Below are 16,502 nucleotides of genomic sequence, written 5' to 3'. Positions count from 1 at the left end.
TAGCACACCGGCTGATCGTCCCACACGCGCACCGTGTCGAACGCGATGCTCTCCGGGGTTCCCACAACGAGGTTGCATTAGAACGGCAAGAGGGTACCCGTCCATCCGCGTTTAATAATCTCGGACTCTGGGCCGACCTCGAACAGGCTGACCGTGTTCCAGCTAGCATCCGGCTGTCACGACCGATCACTGCGGCGGCTTGTAGCCTGAGAAGTCGAGACCAATCCGGCTCATCGACACACCCAGGCGCTGTACGAGATTCAAGGCATACTCGTAGCGCAATTGGCTGACAATTTCCGCGTCGTGCGCTTTTATTAGCATCTGGCTGTCATCCCCTTCGACTTGGATGATGCTGACCGATCGACTCTTTGGGTCAAGTTTGCCTAATTTGTCGGCGAACAAAATGCTCCAATGTGGTGAAGACATATCATCGGAGATGTCGTTGAACGAGAACGCCTTGATTTCCTCGTTGATCTCTAGAAATAGTATCCTAGAGCTGGAGGCTTTGTTCAGCGCCAACTCGATTGATTTAACCGGTTGAAGGCGAATGGCAGCGAATGGGATGCGACTCTGGTATATTTCCTTTCTGAAAGCAGAAAGCTGCGAGGGGACCATATCACATGCGGGCGACGCACAGACCCAATAGTGCCCGCTAAAACGGAATATATGCCCTGTGGTGAGATGCCAACCCTCTGGGTTCTGGCTGCTTACGACAGAGTTGTGTTGGCATCGAGCGTGGAGCAACTGTTCTTTGTTATTAAGATCGACGTCGAAATGGGCTTGGCAGATGTCATGGGCATCGCCGGCTCGCTCCGCCTCGACGAGGCGTTCGGCGAAATCAGCTACGTTCGGTACGACAGAGTTTATAAGTTGCTCCGAATGTCGCGTGATAGTCTCCTTGATAATTGATTTCGTCGCATCCGGATCTGCTATCAGCATGCCGTGATACCATCCTGCAAGGGCATGCTTTTTCCCAAGCACCTGCGCCTGTAGGGCGGTCCCATGCTCGTCTATCTCGTGCTGAAGTCGGGCGAGATATAACCTAGACGGGTCAGGACGCCACGCATGGAGCGCAGCGCTGAGTTCCTGTAGAGGCTCTTCCCCGACCCTCTTGCTGGAAAAGGCGACAAAAACCGTGTCGGAGCGAGCCCATTTCACGTCGCCGTCAGACCAGTCGATCTGCCTAGGGGTTGGAACACCCTCGCCTTTCTTTGCCGCCTCCGCTGCTCTGGAAAGTTGATAACGGAGGATAAGCTTTTGTGTTTTGAGATTCCATTCTGCCTCCTCGCACAAGGCGCTGTATTCGTTGAATATTGCACTTTTTTTCATAAATAGTGCAATAAAATCTTTGAATCCTACCTGCCTGTATTTGAGGTACTGCGTCGGTCCTAAGCAGGAGTCGAGGCGGCTATCTAGGTCCCCTATGCGGCTTCTAAGCTCCTCAAGAGCCTCGTCCACCAGAAACAGGTCATCCTGGGTAAGTTCATAGAGTTCGTATGGTAGCAACGCTAAAATGACGTTCTGGAACACTGCATCAAGGTTCTCGCTCGTATGTACTACAACTAGATTGAAATGCGTGTTCGCCATCAACTTCCGGATGATGTTAATAGCTATAGAGCCATCACCAGCTCTCGTTTTGTCAAGTTGGTAATCGAGGACTAGAAGGTCCGATTGGTGTAGGTGTTCTGCCTCTCTGATCTCATCGTCGAGGCCTACGTTCCTGCCGTCGTGAATGTCGACAAGCAGGTTTCGCGCCCGGAAGCCTCGTATGATTTTCCTTACCCGATCAGTTTGATTTCTCCAGTCCTTGCCCAATGATTCACCATCAGACAACATCTCCTCAAAAGTTGGATAATCGTCATCGACGATCAAGACCGACCTGATCGGATCAATGAACGCCTCGTCGACGAACTTTGCGTAGTGGTCAACGTCCATCGAAGACCGCCCCCCTGAATTCAATGGCGAAATTCGCACCGGCCAGCGGCATTGCCGTAGCGTCGGCGACGTAACGGATGCGGTGGCCGCCCGCTGCCAAGTTCGACTTGCATAGGTACAGTCCGACGCCACGGCCGCCCGCCGACTTGCGGGTGAAAAATAAGGTGAAAAGACTCTCAACATCTTCTTTGGGAACGCCTGGGCCGTTGTCAGAAACAATGACCTCAGTGCCTGCGACGTCGAGAACGATGCGGCGTCCATCTTCTCCAGCTGTGGAAAGCCAGTAGGCTGAGTTGTTGATCAGGTTGATGAATACTGGGACCAACCGCGACTGCTGATCGAAGACGCGCATCGCTCGGAAAGCATCTGTAGCCTCAAGTGATATGCCGTTCCGCAACATAATTAGCCGAAAAAAATCCGATACGTACCCAAAGATCTCATCCCCGGTGATCCAACGCTGGATTTTGCGTCCTGCCAGTCGAAGCGGCGTGAGAATGCGCAGCTGATCGGTCAGTCCCTCAAAACCGAAAGCGATGTCCTGTGCTGCACGGCTATTGCGTACTTCGTCAGGTAGTGCGCGCAGCCCGGCGCCTAGGATGTCGTCGTAGGCCTGTAGCTCGTGTCCGGCGATCTCAACTGCGATGCCGAGCTGCGCCAAAGCGTTGAGGCGATCGAGTTCGGAACGAAGCTCCATATTCTCGTCCGCACCGAACGTAGCGAGGTGCTCAAGGTCGATGCTTTCCGTCAGGTTCTCAAGCGCGGCTACATAAGGTGCGAAAATTTGGGCGTTATCCTCAACATGAGTGTCTCTCAGTGCCTCAAGTGTCTTAGATGTTTCTACGTAATTCGCGTCAGCACGGTCAAATTTTGCAAGAACAGGCTCTATATCAATCTGAAAAATCTTTCCTCGCTCCGATGCCAATTTGGAAACGCGTTCGAATTCAGCTTTCTGAAGCGCCTCGATATTTTTCTTCCACGAAATGATTCGGGCTCTGACTTGGTTGCTGAGGCGGGCGGCTTGCTTATTGAGTAGGTCGCGTGGGTTCGCTGGGCTTATACGTTCGACCGCTTCGTCCAACGACGACGCTATAGTGTCCAGCTTCGCCTGTACGCTTTGGAATCCCTCGCGATAAGTCATGTATGCGTTTTGTAGCGGGCCGAGTTCCTTAGGCGCCCCAAGGATGCGCAAGTCGGCGAGACGGTCTTTGTACGTCTCCAGCGCTCTCTGCGTCTCGACGACGTCGACTTCGTCCCTAATTTCCAGTTGGACCACATAGTCGGACACCTCGCGCAACAGCGTCGGGACGGCCTTGCCAGTCTCCCTCAGCCTCGACCTGAACTGCTTGCCCTGTCGCTGCCGGAGCTTAGCCCTCTGCTCCGCCGCCTTTCTATTCTTGTTGTCTGATTCAATTCCTGGAAGAACCTCTTTCCTGATCGCCGAGTCCGAGCCGAAGAAACGTCGCGCGCTCACGCGCAGCAGATTCTCCACAATCGACTTAAGCGACTTGGCGGCTTCGTTGTCGAGCAGGCCCTCCCGACCCGCTTTATCCTTGAGGTTCGGGTTTCCCTCCCGAGTGATGGCGATCCGGCCGAACATTTGGCGGTGATTCCAAAACTCGCGGCCGGCGTGCTTGCTCCGCCGGGATTCAATTTCAAAAAAATCGTTGTCAGTTCTCCCGTAGGGGAGAACGCGGAGGCCGTCGCGAAAAATCATGAAGCCGGCATATTTTTCGGCCAATTGCTCGTAGCGCTCATACTCCATCGCTGGAAGGGTGGTCTTGGCTTTGGTAAACTCCATTGAGGCGACGAAGAGAAGGAAGGTCCCGGCGGTGCTGCCGGGGCGCCGGGAGATTTTGGCGTCCGCCGGGGGGGCGATTTCAACTACCTCCGGCAGTATCGTGCCAAACGCCTTTACCTTACCTCTGAATATCCCGCTGGCATCGACAACACCGTCGATCATATGTTCCAGACCGTCGAGCATGCGTCGGTCGAATTGCTTTTCAGAGCCCACGATGTCCCGCGAGCGGTTTCCATCCCAGGCTCTGACTACGTATGCGAAGGTTGGGTTTTTCGCGAGAATGGTTGGCTTCGACGGGTCGACGAATGGGTCTACGAAACTGGACAGGGTCTCGAAGAACTTCTCCTGGGCCTTTTTCGCGGTACCGTCGGGCACGGATCGCGGCAATTGAACCATCAGGTCATAATTGATGTTGCCGACAAGTAGCGCAGTGCCCTGATTCGAGGTTTTCTTGGCCACACCCCAAGCTGATAAGTGTCGTGGCTCGAAGTTGATTTGCGAGAGACCGTCGAGGATCGCCTTCGACGGTAATGTAGTCGGGAGGGGATGTCCGGCCTCGACCTCCGCCGCCCGAAGGTCGTCGACAGCTTGCCACGCCGCCGCGACCCTCGCCGCGCGGGCCGCGTCGGCACCGCCGGTCACGTTCGTACGCAGAATGTCGGCCATGTCGTTCAACTGCGGAAATATCTCCTCCGGCGAATCGGCTTCGATGTGCGGAATCGAGAGATCCGCGAAGTTCAAGTAGGGGTTCTCGAAGAGTCGCCAGTCGAGGAGGGCAGCCACGAGCTTTGCGTTTCGGCGCTTCGAGACCAAAAGGAGGAGCGGGCCGAGGTTGGCACAGGAAAGCCGGCCGATTCCCTTCTGCCCGAGCTTTGGCCGAAGCGGTAAGCCGTTGCGGTCATCCAGGGGAACGACTGAGCCGGTGGCCTTGGACTCTGTGCCGATGACCAGCCAGCGCTCGACGAACTCTGCCTTAGTCATGCCGTGGCCGTCATCAAGTAGAGCCGCAACCGGCCACTGCCCGTCGTAGATTTCTAATGAGACTTCCTTAGCATATGCGTCGTAACTGTTTTTCCAAAGTTCAGAAATGGCTGTTGGCGTGTCGGCGATCTGCTCACGCCCGAGATGATCGACGGTTCGGGCCCGTGCTTGGAAGGGAGCTGTCTCGATCATGCCACAACACATTCGTTCCGACGCGTACCCGCTCGCCTTCTGCCCGTCGCCTCAAGCAGGGCTACGACATGGGCGATCAACGCGACACCCAGTTTCACCGGGACGGCGTTGCCTATCTGCTGGCCCGCCGCCATCAATCCTCCGTGAAAGACGTAGTCATCTGGGAAGGTCTGGATGCGCGCTGCCTGGCGGGCCGTGATCCCATGGTTGAGTGTCGGGTGCACGAATCGACCTTTTGAGGGATTGATGCAGGCGGTGGTCATTGTGGGCGCCGGTTGGCGACGGTCGATGCGACCATAGACGTCACTGTGACCGTCATGACCGCGATGGCATTCTAGGACGCGGCCGGAGGCGCCTCGACTCCCGCCATCGGTGGGCGTTCTGGCAAACGCGGCAACTAGGTCAGCCCTGTGCTTCATGTGCACGTCGTTTGGGTCTCCCGTGGGAGCGGCGGCGAAGACTGCTTCACAATTCAACCATGGTAGGCGTCCCGGTGGGACGCCGTCCCCAGTGGGGCGGACATGGGTCGGCTCCGGCGGCCAAGTGAAATCATCTCTGACAACCGATTTTTCCAAACCGAGGATGATTACTCGCTTGCGCCTCTGGGGCACTCCGAAGTCGCGGGCGTCGATGACAACCGGTTCAAACAGGTGGTAACCGGCGTCGCGGGCCTGGTGTTGCATCGCATCCAGGTGCCGCGCGTGCCTCGGCCAAAGCATACCCGGTACGTTCTCCATTAGGAAGGCCGTCGGGCGGAATTGCCGCACGAAGGCGAAGTACACGTTTACGAGCCCGTTCCTCTCATCGCCGACGCCTGAGTCATTCAACCTATGGGTTGAAAACCCTTGGCAGGGAGGCCCGCCGAGAAGGAGGTCGCAAATTTCGCCGGGCCCGAACGCAAGATCAAAGATTTCGGACGGTCGCATGGCAGCGATGTCGCCTTCCAAGACCACAGGCGGATCATCACCCCGGCACAGGTTGGCCCTGTAAGTTGCGACCGCGGATTTGTCCCGCTCTATCGCGAGCCGAACCCTCAGGCCCGAACGATGCGCCGCGAGGGAGAGTCCACCGGCCCCGGCGAAGAGGTCGATGCAGTTCATACTCTCCCTAGCCATTGGGTTCGGAACTCCACGCGATACCGACGCAATCGCATCCAACCTTGGCAGTATCGTCTCGGATTCGAAAAGATACAATTGGTGTCCCGCATCGATTGTGGGTGGCGACCGTCGCAGGAGCCAGGCCGGAGCCCCGACGGTACGATGCTCCGTAAAAGTGCCGATCGATCAGCATCGTCTACGCCGCCCGAGCCTCCGACATCCCACGATCACGGACGGTTGGCGGGCAAGAGAGCGGGTAGGCGGATATGTTGAATATGCCAACTCCGCTATGCGCAGGTAAACTGAGTTTCATCTTTGAGCCCACAGTGAATCAGGCCAATGGCATCGTCGACCCTGCCTAGACAAGGCACGATGAGCGGCTCGCCGAAGGAGATAGAGGGGTTGCGACGGGTCGGAACCTCGACAACCGACGCGACTGCGCTCGCAACGGCGTCACGACGACCGGATGCGTCGGTCTAGGTCGCGAACCCATAACGTGTGGCACGGTTGAGCGGCGTCGTCGTTAGCCCTCCGGACACGGAGGGTTGTGGATGGCACGGTTTGACCTGACGGATGCGGAGTGGGCGGTGATCGAGCCGCTCCTGCCGACGGATGTGCGTGGCAAGGATCGGGTGGACGACCGGAGGGTCCTGAACGGGATCTTCTGGCGGCTACGCACGGGTGCGCCCTGGGCCGACATCCCGGCGCGCTACGGTCCCTACACGACCTGTGGCAACCGCTTCCGGCGCTGGCGCAAGCGCGGGATCTGGGATCGGCTTCTGGACGCGGTGTCAAAGGCTTACGACGGCGACCTACAGATGATCGACGCCACCAGCGTGCGGGTGCACCAGCATGCGGCCTGCGCCCAAAAAAAGACGGCGGATCCGGTGGCATGGGTCGCTCGCGCGGCGGCCTGACGAGCAAGATCCACGCGCTGGTGGATGCTGAGGGCCGGCCTGTGGCGCTCAAGATCACGGCAGGCCAAGCGCATGACGGGCGCGCGGCAGCCGACATGCTGGGCGGGTTGGGGGCAGGTCAGATCCTGCTGGGTGACCGGGCCTACGACAGCGATGCGCTGCGAGCCCAGATGGCCGAGCAGGGGGCTTGGGCGAACGTGAAGCCGATGCCCAACCGCAAGCAGGTGCTGGCCTTCAGCCCATTTCTGTACAAGTACCGCAATCTGGTCGAGCGCTTCTTCAGCAAGATTAAGCATTTCCGCGCCGTCGCCACGCGCTACGACAAGGATCCCGACAACTACCTCGCCAGCGTCAAGCTCGCAGCCCTGCGGGTCTGGCTGCGAGCTTTATGAGTCCGCGACCTAATGCGGAGAGGATCATCCTTGAGGCTTCTTCCGGCTCGGTATGCTCCCAGATCCTCAGTACGTCCCAACCCGCCGCCGCTAGAGCGAGATCAGTGTCGCGGTCCCGCCCGCGATTTGTGCTGATCTTGTTCGCCCAGAAAGGAGCGTTGGTCTTCGGCAGCGTGCCATGTACGGGGCAACCATGCCAAAAACAGCCGTCTACGAAGACAGCGAGCCGATAGCGCGTGAAAGCAATATCGATGGTCCGCCGCGGCTTCCCGGGGACTGGATACGAGATCCTATATCGAAGATTGAGCGCGTGAAGCCTGCTACGTAACGCGATCTCAGGTGCCGTACCCGCGGTCCGGATGCGACGCATGGCCTCCGACTTGGCTATCGTAGGCTCAACCCACCCATGTCCGCCTCGCTTCATCAGTCGAGTAGCGCCGAGTGCACTGTTGGTATCATAAGGATGTGTGCCTCTCGCGGTATGATGCTCTTGACTCGCTTCCAGTACATATGGGCATATCTCGAATGGCGTCGATACGCAACGTGGTGGCGGTTCTCAATCTTCGTCTACTCCGTGGCGGTAACCCCACTCATCCATTTCTTCATCATCCATCACATCGCTCTCGCGGTATGGCAACTCATACTCCTTCGGAGTAGGGCCATTCTCAAAAAATTCCTCAAGATTTAAGAATGCTAGTCCCACATGGTTGAGCCTAACCTCAAGTATATGTTCCTCTCCTTCAATGGCTCCCGTGGGATCGGCTAATTCGCGGATGTGATTATATTCAAGCCAAGGAAATCGCCTTGCCATGTAATCATGTATATCACTAAACGGAAGCCAGCGTTCGACTTTGATATCCGGATCGGAATTGTCTGGATTGCCGAAATAGAAAAAAGCACCACGCATGTTGAGCGATTTATGGTTGAACTGCAATACTTTCATGAACGTATTATGTGCGTGGATTGCTAGCATCATTGGATAATCTAGAGCGAGCGAGGAACGCATGAATGAACTTGGGTCTCGAGCCACTCCAGCTTTGAAAAATGACATTGCATCGCCATTTAACAAATTTGCTTTGGGGATTTCGATCTTCCAGCCAGCGTCGGTTAAAGTAATGAACCTTGTTTCTACTTTTTGCCAAATAGTAAGTTTGGTATCTGGATGATGGAGGATAATGAATACTGGAAGGCAATGGTTTGTCCAGTAATTCAAATGCTTAGGCTCTCCATAAAACGTGAATGATTCGTCTTGTTCGTGTTTGAAAAAAGATTTACCTGTTTTGATTTGCAGACCGATCAACTGACCGGTTGGTATTCCATTTTCTTTGGGTTCCACCTGCGCATCAATGCCATAATCTTGCAAAGGTTGATCGCGGAATAACCAGTTGGCATGGGAAAACACATATTTAGCCACGGCAACTCCAATCTCGCCGGTGGCATCGTTTGCCCGAGTCATCTCTGTACCTCGCGCGCCCCATTGCATGAGTGGGTTCGGTCTACTGATTTATGCCAATTCGATTCACTCTCAACACCCTGCGGCTTACTTCACTCGAAAAAAACTGAAGGTCTTGGCTTGGCTCTTTCTCAAGCGTCTCCGCTTGTACTCGCGGTGGGACAGGACGGGAACGAACTTCGGGACTTTCCTGGGACTGAGCGCGCCGTAGAGGGATTTTCCGGCACCCTTGGCGCCGTTCCGTTCCCTGGCGCCGCTTGCGTCCAGGGCGGAAAAACTCTAGGAACCAACGCGCCGTAGCGGTGTCGGGGCGTAGCGCAGTCTGGTAGCGCATCTGGTTTGGGACCAGAGGGTCGCTGGTTCGAATCCGGCCGCCCCGACCATGCGGCTTCACGACGGACCGGAACCCCGATGTCGAGCGCCCGTATCTTCAAGCCCGCCAAGGATCCGACCCAGTCGGGTCTCGCCCGCACCAAGCAGTGGATGCTCGAATTCGACCAGACCAGCGCGCCCGAGACCGAGCCGCTGATGGGCTGGACCTCGTCCTCCGACATGCTCCAGCAGGTGCGCCTGGAATTCGACACCCAGGAGGAGGCGGTCGCCTACGCCACCCGCGCCGGCATCGCCTACCGGGTCGAGGAGCCGCAGAAGGCCCTGCGCAAGGGGCTGTCGTACTCCGACAACTTCAAGTTCAACCGCACCGCGCCCTGGACGCACTGATACGATTTTCGGACGATTCGTTCCGAAAATCGTATCACCAGCCCGCGCGGCGCATGAGCGAAGCCGATGTCCGCATCGCTTCCGGCGACCGCGTGCGGTCGCCGGAAGCGATCAGTCGGAAATCGTATGACCGGTCAGAACGCGTAGCGCACGCCGCACGCGGGCAGTTCCTCGGCGAGCAGCGCCTTGAACCTCGCGAGCCAGCGGCCCTTCCAGCCGCTGCGGTAGCGCAGGTTCTCCATCCCGCCCTCGGAGCGCTTGGTCTCCTGGATGTCGGGACGCCACAGCAGCGTCTCGGCCTTCGGGTGCCAGCGCAGGTTGACCGCGTGCAGCGCGGCGTTGTGGGTGAGGAAGATGATCTCCGCCCGCAACTGCGCCCGCGTGGCCGGGCTCACGGCGGCGTCGATCTGCCGGAACAGGGTGCGCCAGTCGGCCTCCCAGCCCTCGTAGAGGATCACCGGCGAGAAGTTGACGTGGACCTCGTAGCCGGCGCGCACGAAGTCGTCGAGCGCCGCGATCCGCTCCGCCATCGGCGAGGTGCGCACGTCGACCACCTTCGCCACGCCCTCCGGCATCAGCGACATCCGCAGCCGCGTGCGCCCCTGCGGATCATAGGAGAGGAGGTCGCGGTTGACGAACTTGGTCGCGAACGACGCCTTGGCGGTCGGCAGGCCGCGGAACACGCCGACGAGGTCGCGCACCGAGTCGCAGACCAGCGCGTCGACCGAGAGGTCGCCGTTCTCGCCGATGTCGTAGACGACCGCGCGCTCGTCGATCTGGTCCGGGGCGGGGAGGGGTCCCTGGCGCGCGGCGTGGCGGGCGATCGCCCGGCCGATCGCCTCAGTGTTGGCGAACAGGGTGATCGGGTTGGCGTAGCCCTTGCGCCGCGGCACGTAGCAATAGGCGCAGGCCATCGCGCAGCCGTTGGAACTCGACGGCGCGATGAAGTGGGCGCTGCGGCCGTTCGGCCGCATGGTCAGGCCCTTCTTGACCCCGAGCACGAGGGTCGATCGCTTGATCCGCAGCCAGTCCTCGGCCGAGCCCTCGTTGCCGTGCAACTCCGGGATGTTCCAGTGCGACGCCACCTCGATCCGGCGTGCGTTCGGGAAGCGGTCGAGGATCTCGCGTCCGCGCGGGTACTCCGCGGCGGCCGGTTCGAGATAGATCGTGTCGATGGCGAGGAGGCGGGACAGGGCGGGCTCGCGGGACGCGGTGGGCTCCGCTCGGACATGGCGGCGCCCCCGGCGGCCGCCAGCCCGGCAGGGTGTCGCGCGCCTAAAGCCGCGCCAGCAGCTCGCTCTTCTTGGCAGCGAACTCGGCCTCGGTGAGGATCCCCTTGCGGTGCAGCTCCGCCAGCCGCTCCAAGGTCGCCAGAACGTCGCCGCCGCCCGGAACGGGTGCGCCCGCGGGAGACGAGGGGACCACCGGCGTCGCCGCCGGCGCCTCGACCGGGGCGGCGTGGGAGGCCGGCATGCCGGAATCCGGCGGCGCGGTGCCGTCGATCACCGGAAGGTCGTCGACGCTGACCGGGCCGTGCTGGCTGGTGAACGTGAGGGACCGCCAGTCGCTCTGCTGCTGCGATACCCCGCCGATGAGGTGGTCGCCGGTGTCGTAGACCGTGGTGCGGCCGCCGGACTGGATCGCGAGGCGGCGCGTCTGGGGGAAGACGGCGTAGCGGGCGTCGTTCTGGGCGCCCGAGCTCGACGGCTGGCCGAGCTCCTCGGGCCACCACGCTCCGCCGAAGCCCCAGCCGCCGGTCTGCTGCCGCGGCAAGTCGGCGACGAGCGGCACGAGGTCGTCGCACAGGGCCGCGACCCGGGCCTTGAGCCCGTTGTTGAACATGTCGCCGATCATCAGCATGCCGCCGCTGGACCACTGCCCCATGCCGCCGAGTTCGGGGTGGTTGAACTGCGCCGCGTAGCCGCCGCCGCGGGCCAGCGCGTCGAGGAGGTGGCGGGCGGCGTCGGGGCTCACGCCGTGGCGGGCGGCGAGCGCGTCGAGGGAGGACATCGGGACGGGACACTCCGGGTCAGGTCGGGGCGACGGGCCAGAACAGGCTGATGAGCACCGTACCGACGACGACGACCAGAAGCGAGAGCGGCAGGCCGAGGCGGGCGTAGTCGCCGAAGCGGTAGCCGCCCGGGCCCATCACCAGGGTGTTGCACTGGTGGCCGATCGGCGTGAGGAAGTCGCAGGCCGCGCCGACCGAGACCGCCATCAGGAAAGGGTCCGGGTCGAGGCCGAGCTTGCCCGCGAGGCTGGCGCCGATCGGTCCCATCACCAGCACCGTGGCGGCGTTGTTGAGGAACGGCGTCACCGCCATCGCGGTGACGAGCAGGAGACCGAGCGCGAGGGTCGGCGGCACCGCCTGCGCCACCCCGGACATCGCCCCGGCGATGAGGTCGGTGCCGCCGGTGGTGCGCACCGCATCGCTCACCGGGATCAGCGCGCCGAGCAGCACGATCACCGGCCACTCGATCGTCTCGTAGGCCTCGCGCATGGTCAGCACCCGCAGGAGCAGGAGCAGCACCGCGGCGCCGAAGAACGCCATCGCGACCGGCACGAGGTGGAGGGCGACCAGCGCCATCGCGCCGGCCAGCACGACGATCGGGACGAAGCCGCGCCGGCTGTGGCCGAGCGCGATGCTGCGCTCGGCCAGCGGCAGCAGGCCGAGGTCGCCGAGCACGTCCGGCAGCCGCTCGGCCTGCCCGCGCAGCACCACCACGTCGCCGGCCCGCAGGCGCACGCTGGCGATCCGCCGGGTGATGCGCGCGCCGCTGCGGCTCACCGCCAGCAGGGTGGCGCCGTGGCGACCGGCCAGCTCCGCCTTCGCGGCGGTGGCGCCGACGAGGGGCGAGTCGGCCGGCACCACCGCCTCGATGACCCCGATCTCGCCCTCGCCGGCGGGCGGCCCGACCAGGGTCAGGCGCGCCCTCGCGACGAGGCGCTCCAGGTCCTCCGGCTCGCCGTCGAGGAGCAGGATGTCGTCGGCGGCCAGCCGCCAGTCCGGCCCCGGCACGTAGCGGCGGAAGCGCTCGCGGATCACGGTCGCGACGGTCACGTCGCCATCGCCGAGGGCTTCGAGCTCCGCGACCGTGGCGCCGACGAGGGGCGAGTCCGCCGGCAGCCGCGCCTCGGTGGTGTAGGCGTCGAGGCGGAACTGCGCCGCGGAGGCTCCGGGCCGCCGGTCCTTCGGCAGCAGCCGGTAGCCGAAGGCCAGGAAGGCGAGCCCCGAGAGCGCGATGCCGAGGCCGACCGGGGTGAAGTCGAACATCTCGAACGGCTTGCCGGTGACGTCCTCGCGCACCTTGGACACGATGATGTTGGTCGAGGTGCCGACCAGCGTCACGAGGCCGCCGATCAGCGAGGCGAACGACATCGGCATCAGGAGCAGCGACGGCGAGGTGCCGGTCTTGCGGCCGAGCTGCAGCGCCACCGGCATGAAGATCGCGAGCGCGCCGATGTTCTTGGTGAACACCGACATGCCCATCACGGCGCCGGCCAGCACCGGCACCTGCTGGCGCGGCCTGCGCAGGTACGGGAGCAGCGGGCGCATCGCGCTCTCGACCACGCCGGAGCGCGAGACCGCGGCGCTGATGACGAGCGCGCTCGCCACGATGACGACGACGTCGTCGGAAAAGCCGTCGAACGCCTTGGCGGCCGGCACGATGCCGGCCGCGACCCCCGCCACCAGCGACAGCAGGGCGACGAGGTCGTAGGGCAGGCGGCCCCACACGAACAGCGCCACCGTGACGCCGATCAGCCCGAAGGCGAGCCCCTGATCGAGCGTCATGCGAGGCGGGTACGGCGGGCGAGCGGGCGCGGTGGGGTCATCGGGCGCGGTGCGCTCCTGTCGGCGGGCGGGGAGCCCCGATACATGGTCCGGCCGGGCCGCGCGGCCAGGGCCGGAGCCGCGGAGCCTCGCCGGCGTTGTCGCTGGGCGACGGGGGATGCGGCATGACCGGTGCAGCGGGGCGGAGCGGCGGCGAGGGCGCGGGCGGATTCCTGTCCGCGATCGGGCGTCTGCTGCCCGGGATGCGGATATCCGCCGAGCCCGACGAGGCCGGCGCCGACGAGGAGGAGGCGGCCCCGGTCCGGGCCTCGCGCCGGGAGCGGCGGGCCGATCAGGCCGACGCGATCGTGCGCGACGCCCTGAGCCAGAAGGTGCTGCGCGCCTGGCTCCAGAACCGCAACCAGACCCTGGTGCCGCTGGCCCTCAACCTGCGCAGCCTCGATGCCGAGGGCCGGACCCTGGTGGTGCGGGCGATGGCGGCGGCCCAGGCGGCGACCGGCCAGGACGCCGCGCCGCCCGGCGACCTCCTCGCGCGGATCGGGGCGGGGGAGGCGGAGCGGGCGCTGCTCGCCGACGCGCGGGCGCAGGAGGCGGGTCTCGGCGGCCTGCTCGACGCGGTTCGGGCGCGCGATCTCGGTGCCTACGCCTACGCCGCCTCGCTGATGGTGCTCGACCAGCGCCGCCTGGTGAGCCGGCTCTACCTCGCCTTCCTGGCGAGCCGCCTGTCCCTGCCGGAGGACGTGGTCTCCAGCCTCGACCGGCGCTACCGGACCTGAGATCCGCGCTGAGAACTCATACGATTTTCGATGAATCGCTTCGCGATGCGAAAATCGGCCTCGCTCAGGCGCCGCGCGGGCTGGTGATACGGATTTCGGAACTGATCGTCCGAAAATCGTATCATTCCGCCGCGCTTTCGAACGGGCCTGTTCGAAAGCGCAAGGCAAGCCCGAACGGGCGTCGGCGCCGATGCGCCGGACGCCTTGTCATCGACACGTCGATGGCAAGGCGCGAAAGTCTCAATCGCGCCGGAAGATCACGCTGGCGAGCCAGCCCGACAGCAGCGCCAGCGCCGCGGCGGCGAGGCCGTAGAGCGGCGACCAGTCCCGGGCGAACACCGCCATCCTTTGCTCGAACCCGGTCTTGACCAGCTCGAACCCGGCCGTGCGGGTCGCCAGCGGCGTGCCGCCGGCGAGGAGGGCGACCTCGACCTCGTAGGCTCCCACCGGCGCCACGGCGGGCAGGGGCAGGGCGGCCTGGAAGACCGCCGGCGACAGGAAGCGCACGCCCGCCGGGCGCTCGACGAACAGGCCCTCGTCCCGGCGCAGGCGCAGCAGCGCCTGGCGGAACGGATCCTCGCCCTCCGGCGGCGCGGCGGCGAGGTCCGGTCCGTCGACGATCGCCTGGAGCCCGAGCCGCAGGCGGCGGCGGGTCGGCGCGTCGGCGACCGCCTCGACTGGCCGCGACGACGCGACGGCGAGGAAGAGCGGCACCTCGGCGAATTTCCGCTGGTGGCGGTTGATCCAGACCGGGCCGAGACGGTCCTTCTCGCGCACCGTCACGCCCCGCCGGGGGCCGCGGATCGTCACGACGACATCGTAGTCGCCCGCGCGCGCGCCGCCCTGGCCGTCGCGCTCGATCGCGCCGAACACCGCCACCGAGGCGCCCGCGTAGGAGGAGGTGATCGCCATGCGGTTGAACGACAGCCCGACGACCAGGGTCTCGGCGCCGGACGCCCGCGTGCCGGCCAGGACCAGCAGCGCGGCGAGGAGCGCGCGGGCACCAGGGCGCCGTCGGGAGGCGCTCATCAGCGCTCCACCGAGGAGCGCGCTCATCAGCGCTCCTCCGCGACGACCACCGAGAACGGCTCGGCGGGGGGCACGACGAGGTCGAGGGCGAAGCGCAGCCCGACGGTGAGCACCAGGACGGCGAGGAGCAGCCGGAAGGTCTCCGAGCGCAGGTTGCGCCCGAACCGGGCGCCGAACTGCGCCCCGAACACCCCGCCGGTGATGAGGATGACCGCGAGAACCATGTCGACGGCCTGATTCTGGACCGCGTGCAGCACCAGCGCGACGAGGGAGGTCCACAGGATCTGGAACTGCGAGGTGCCGACCACGACGCCGGTGGGCACCCGCAGCAGATAGAGCAGGGCCGGCACCATGATGAAGCCGCCGCCGATGCCGAGCACCGCCCCGGCGAAGCCGACGAAGAGGGCGAGGCCGAGGATCGGAATCACGCTGGCGTAGAGCCGCGAGCGCGGAAACCGCATCCGCAGCGGCCAGGCGAGGTAGCCCGGATGGTCGCCGCCGAGGCGGGCCGGACGGGCGCGGCCGCGGCGCTTCGACCACAGGTCGCGCACCGAATCGGTCAGCATCAGCCCGCCGACCGCGGTCAGCAGGGCGAGGTAGGACAGCGCGATCACGAGATCGAGCTGCCCGGCCCGCCGCATGGCGGCGAAGAACCAGACGCCGAGCGCGGTGCCGACGAGGCCGCCGCCGACCAGTACCGCGCCGAGCCGCAGGTCGACGGCGTTGCGCCGCACGGCCGCGAGCACGCTCGTGGTCGAGGAGGCGGCGATCGGGGCGGTCTGGGTCGCGACGGCGACCGCCGGCGGGATGCCGAGGAAGATCAGCATCGGCGTCATCAGGAAGCCGCCGCCGATCCCGAACAGGCCCGACACGAAGCCGACCAGCGCGCCGAGCCCGAGGAGCGTCAGCACGCTCACGGGCATCTCGGCGACGGGAAGGTAGATCTGCAAAGGGGAGGACCCGGGGCGCGTCGTCCCGGGGCTCTAGCGATCAATCGCCGGTCGTACAACGCTCCGGCGCAAGACCTGCCTCAACTCCGGGCGCCGCCGCGGCCGAGCGACAGGGGCGGCGGCGCGCCGACGAGGGTCATCGCTCCATCCGCCGCGGCCGAGGCCGCCTCGGCCCGGGCCGGGGGCGGCTCGTTGACCGCCGGGTCCGGCTGGCGCGGCTTCCAGGCTTCGGCGGCGGCGCGGGCGGCGGCGAGATCCTTCGGCGTCATCTTGCCGGCGACCTCGTCGCGCTTGCGCCCGGCATCCTCGTCGCCCTGGCCGGCGGCGGCCGAGAAGCACCGCGAGGTTGTACTGGCTGTCGCGCACCCCGAGTTCGGCGGCGCGCCGGAACCACGACGCGGCGGCGGCGTAGTCGGGCTTGCCGTCGGCCGACGAGGCCTCGGCCAGCATCACCGCGAGGTTGTGCATC

13 protein-coding genes, 1 tRNA gene and 1 pseudogene are annotated in these 16,502 nt (G+C 63.8%); 4 read left to right on the top strand and 11 right to left on the bottom strand.

What is annotated here, in order from left to right; all coding sequences use genetic code 11:
- Positions 1 to 186: 186 nt before the first annotated feature.
- The 3 genes from EOE48_RS26810 to EOE48_RS26800 are packed head-to-tail and all read right to left on the bottom strand — an operon-like array spanning position 187 to position 6,006.
- Positions 187 to 1,935 carry a response regulator receiver domain gene (locus EOE48_RS26810; protein ID WP_127733945.1) on the bottom strand — a complete coding sequence of 583 codons (1,749 nt, stop codon included), beginning with the start codon at positions 1,933 to 1,935 and terminating at the stop codon, positions 187 to 189.
- Positions 1,925 to 4,906 carry an ATP-binding protein gene (locus EOE48_RS26805; protein ID WP_127733944.1) on the bottom strand — a complete coding sequence of 994 codons (2,982 nt, stop codon included), beginning with the start codon at positions 4,904 to 4,906 and terminating at the stop codon, positions 1,925 to 1,927. Before EOE48_RS26805 ends, EOE48_RS26810 begins: the two co-directional genes overlap by 11 nt.
- A complete protein-coding gene (locus tag EOE48_RS26800; protein WP_127733943.1) occupies positions 4,903 to 6,006 on the bottom strand; it encodes a DNA cytosine methyltransferase in 1,104 nt (367 codons plus the stop codon). The genes EOE48_RS26805 and EOE48_RS26800 overlap by 4 nt, the downstream gene beginning before the upstream one ends.
- Before the next feature lie 548 nt (positions 6,007 to 6,554).
- Here EOE48_RS26800 and EOE48_RS26795 point away from each other — a divergent pair.
- Positions 6,555 to 7,312, top strand: a protein-coding gene (locus tag EOE48_RS26795; RefSeq protein ID WP_210249604.1) for an IS5 family transposase whose coding sequence is annotated in 2 segments (ribosomal slippage) — positions 6,555 to 6,879 and positions 6,879 to 7,312 — 759 coding nt in all. Because the reading frame shifts where the segments join, the coding sequence is not laid out codon by codon here.
- Here EOE48_RS26795 and EOE48_RS26790 read toward each other — a convergent pair.
- A complete protein-coding gene (locus tag EOE48_RS26790; protein WP_281292802.1) occupies positions 7,272 to 7,736 on the bottom strand; it encodes a very short patch repair endonuclease in 465 nt (154 codons plus the stop codon). The two genes, EOE48_RS26795 and EOE48_RS26790, sit on opposite strands and share 41 nt — an antisense overlap.
- A gap of 132 nt (positions 7,737 to 7,868) precedes the next feature.
- Positions 7,869 to 8,795 (bottom strand): DUF4365 domain-containing protein, encoded by a 927-nt coding sequence (locus EOE48_RS26785; protein ID WP_127733940.1) that lies wholly within the window; start codon positions 8,793 to 8,795, stop codon positions 7,869 to 7,871.
- Positions 8,796 to 9,071: 276 nt separating this feature from the next.
- Between EOE48_RS26785 and EOE48_RS26780 the strand changes: the two genes are divergently transcribed.
- A tRNA-Pro gene (locus tag EOE48_RS26780) sits at positions 9,072 to 9,148 on the top strand.
- 28 nt (positions 9,149 to 9,176) lie between these two features.
- Entirely contained in the window at positions 9,177 to 9,485 is a 309-nt protein-coding gene (locus EOE48_RS26775) for an ETC complex I subunit (RefSeq protein ID WP_127733939.1), read from the top strand.
- Positions 9,486 to 9,619: 134 nt separating this feature from the next.
- Here EOE48_RS26775 and EOE48_RS26770 read toward each other — a convergent pair whose 3' ends face one another.
- The 3 genes from EOE48_RS26770 to EOE48_RS26760 all read right to left on the bottom strand — a co-directional run bounded on the left by EOE48_RS26770 (position 9,620) and on the right by EOE48_RS26760 (position 13,278).
- Positions 9,620 to 10,678 (bottom strand): spore photoproduct lyase family protein, encoded by a 1,059-nt coding sequence (locus tag EOE48_RS26770; protein WP_127733938.1) that lies wholly within the window; start codon positions 10,676 to 10,678, stop codon positions 9,620 to 9,622.
- 82 nt (positions 10,679 to 10,760) lie between these two features.
- Positions 10,761 to 11,495: an SHOCT domain-containing protein gene (locus EOE48_RS26765; protein ID WP_127733937.1), complete on the bottom strand. Its 735-nt coding sequence runs from the start codon at positions 11,493 to 11,495 to the stop codon at positions 10,761 to 10,763.
- A 19-nt stretch (positions 11,496 to 11,514) separates the two neighbouring features.
- On the bottom strand, positions 11,515 to 13,278 hold the full coding sequence (locus EOE48_RS26760) for an SLC13 family permease (protein WP_127733936.1): 1,764 nt from the start codon (positions 13,276 to 13,278) through the stop codon (positions 11,515 to 11,517).
- A gap of 164 nt (positions 13,279 to 13,442) precedes the next feature.
- Here EOE48_RS26760 and EOE48_RS26755 point away from each other — a divergent pair, with 164 nt between their 5' ends.
- Positions 13,443 to 14,054, top strand: a complete 612-nt coding sequence (locus tag EOE48_RS26755) for a DUF533 domain-containing protein (protein ID WP_127733935.1) — start codon at positions 13,443 to 13,445, stop codon at positions 14,052 to 14,054.
- A gap of 240 nt (positions 14,055 to 14,294) precedes the next feature.
- Here the strand turns inward: EOE48_RS26755 and EOE48_RS26750 are convergent, their stop codons facing one another.
- From EOE48_RS26750 to EOE48_RS26740, 3 genes and pseudogenes are all read right to left on the bottom strand, one after another.
- Positions 14,295 to 15,110, bottom strand: coding sequence for a TIGR02186 family protein (locus EOE48_RS26750; RefSeq protein ID WP_127733934.1), 816 nt, complete (start codon positions 15,108 to 15,110; stop codon positions 14,295 to 14,297).
- Entirely contained in the window at positions 15,110 to 16,033 is a 924-nt protein-coding gene (locus tag EOE48_RS26745) for a sulfite exporter TauE/SafE family protein (RefSeq protein ID WP_127733933.1), read from the bottom strand. The genes EOE48_RS26750 and EOE48_RS26745 overlap by 1 nt, the downstream gene beginning before the upstream one ends.
- An 80-nt stretch (positions 16,034 to 16,113) precedes the next feature.
- A pseudogene (locus tag EOE48_RS26740) lies at positions 16,114 to 16,502 on the bottom strand (SEL1-like repeat protein); the annotation flags it as partial.

The organism is Methylobacterium oryzihabitans, assembly GCF_004004555.2.
GTDB lineage: Bacteria > Pseudomonadota > Alphaproteobacteria > Rhizobiales > Beijerinckiaceae > Methylobacterium > Methylobacterium oryzihabitans.
This window is presented reverse-complemented; position numbering and strand designations above follow the sequence as displayed.

What these genes read in the sequence shown, in the direction of transcription:
- EOE48_RS26810 (WP_127733945.1), bottom strand. Translation starts at nt 1,935, where the DNA reads ATGGACGTTGACCACTACGCAAAGTTCGTCGACGAGGCGTTCATTGAT.
- EOE48_RS26805 (WP_127733944.1), bottom strand. Translation starts at nt 4,906, where the DNA reads ATGATCGAGACAGCTCCCTTCCAAGCACGGGCCCGAACCGTCGATCAT.
- EOE48_RS26800 (WP_127733943.1), bottom strand. Translation starts at nt 6,006, where the DNA reads ATGAACTGCATCGACCTCTTCGCCGGGGCCGGTGGACTCTCCCTCGCG.
- EOE48_RS26790 (WP_281292802.1), bottom strand. Translation starts at nt 7,736, where the DNA reads ATGAAGCGAGGCGGACATGGGTGGGTTGAGCCTACGATAGCCAAGTCG.
- EOE48_RS26785 (WP_127733940.1), bottom strand. Translation starts at nt 8,795, where the DNA reads ATGCAATGGGGCGCGCGAGGTACAGAGATGACTCGGGCAAACGATGCC.
- EOE48_RS26775 (WP_127733939.1), top strand. Translation starts at nt 9,177, where the DNA reads ATGTCGAGCGCCCGTATCTTCAAGCCCGCCAAGGATCCGACCCAGTCG.
- EOE48_RS26765 (WP_127733937.1), bottom strand. Translation starts at nt 11,495, where the DNA reads ATGTCCTCCCTCGACGCGCTCGCCGCCCGCCACGGCGTGAGCCCCGAC.
- EOE48_RS26760 (WP_127733936.1), bottom strand. Translation starts at nt 13,278, where the DNA reads ATGACGCTCGATCAGGGGCTCGCCTTCGGGCTGATCGGCGTCACGGTG.
- EOE48_RS26755 (WP_127733935.1), top strand. Translation starts at nt 13,443, where the DNA reads ATGACCGGTGCAGCGGGGCGGAGCGGCGGCGAGGGCGCGGGCGGATTC.
- EOE48_RS26750 (WP_127733934.1), bottom strand. Translation starts at nt 15,110, where the DNA reads ATGAGCGCGCTCCTCGGTGGAGCGCTGATGAGCGCCTCCCGACGGCGC.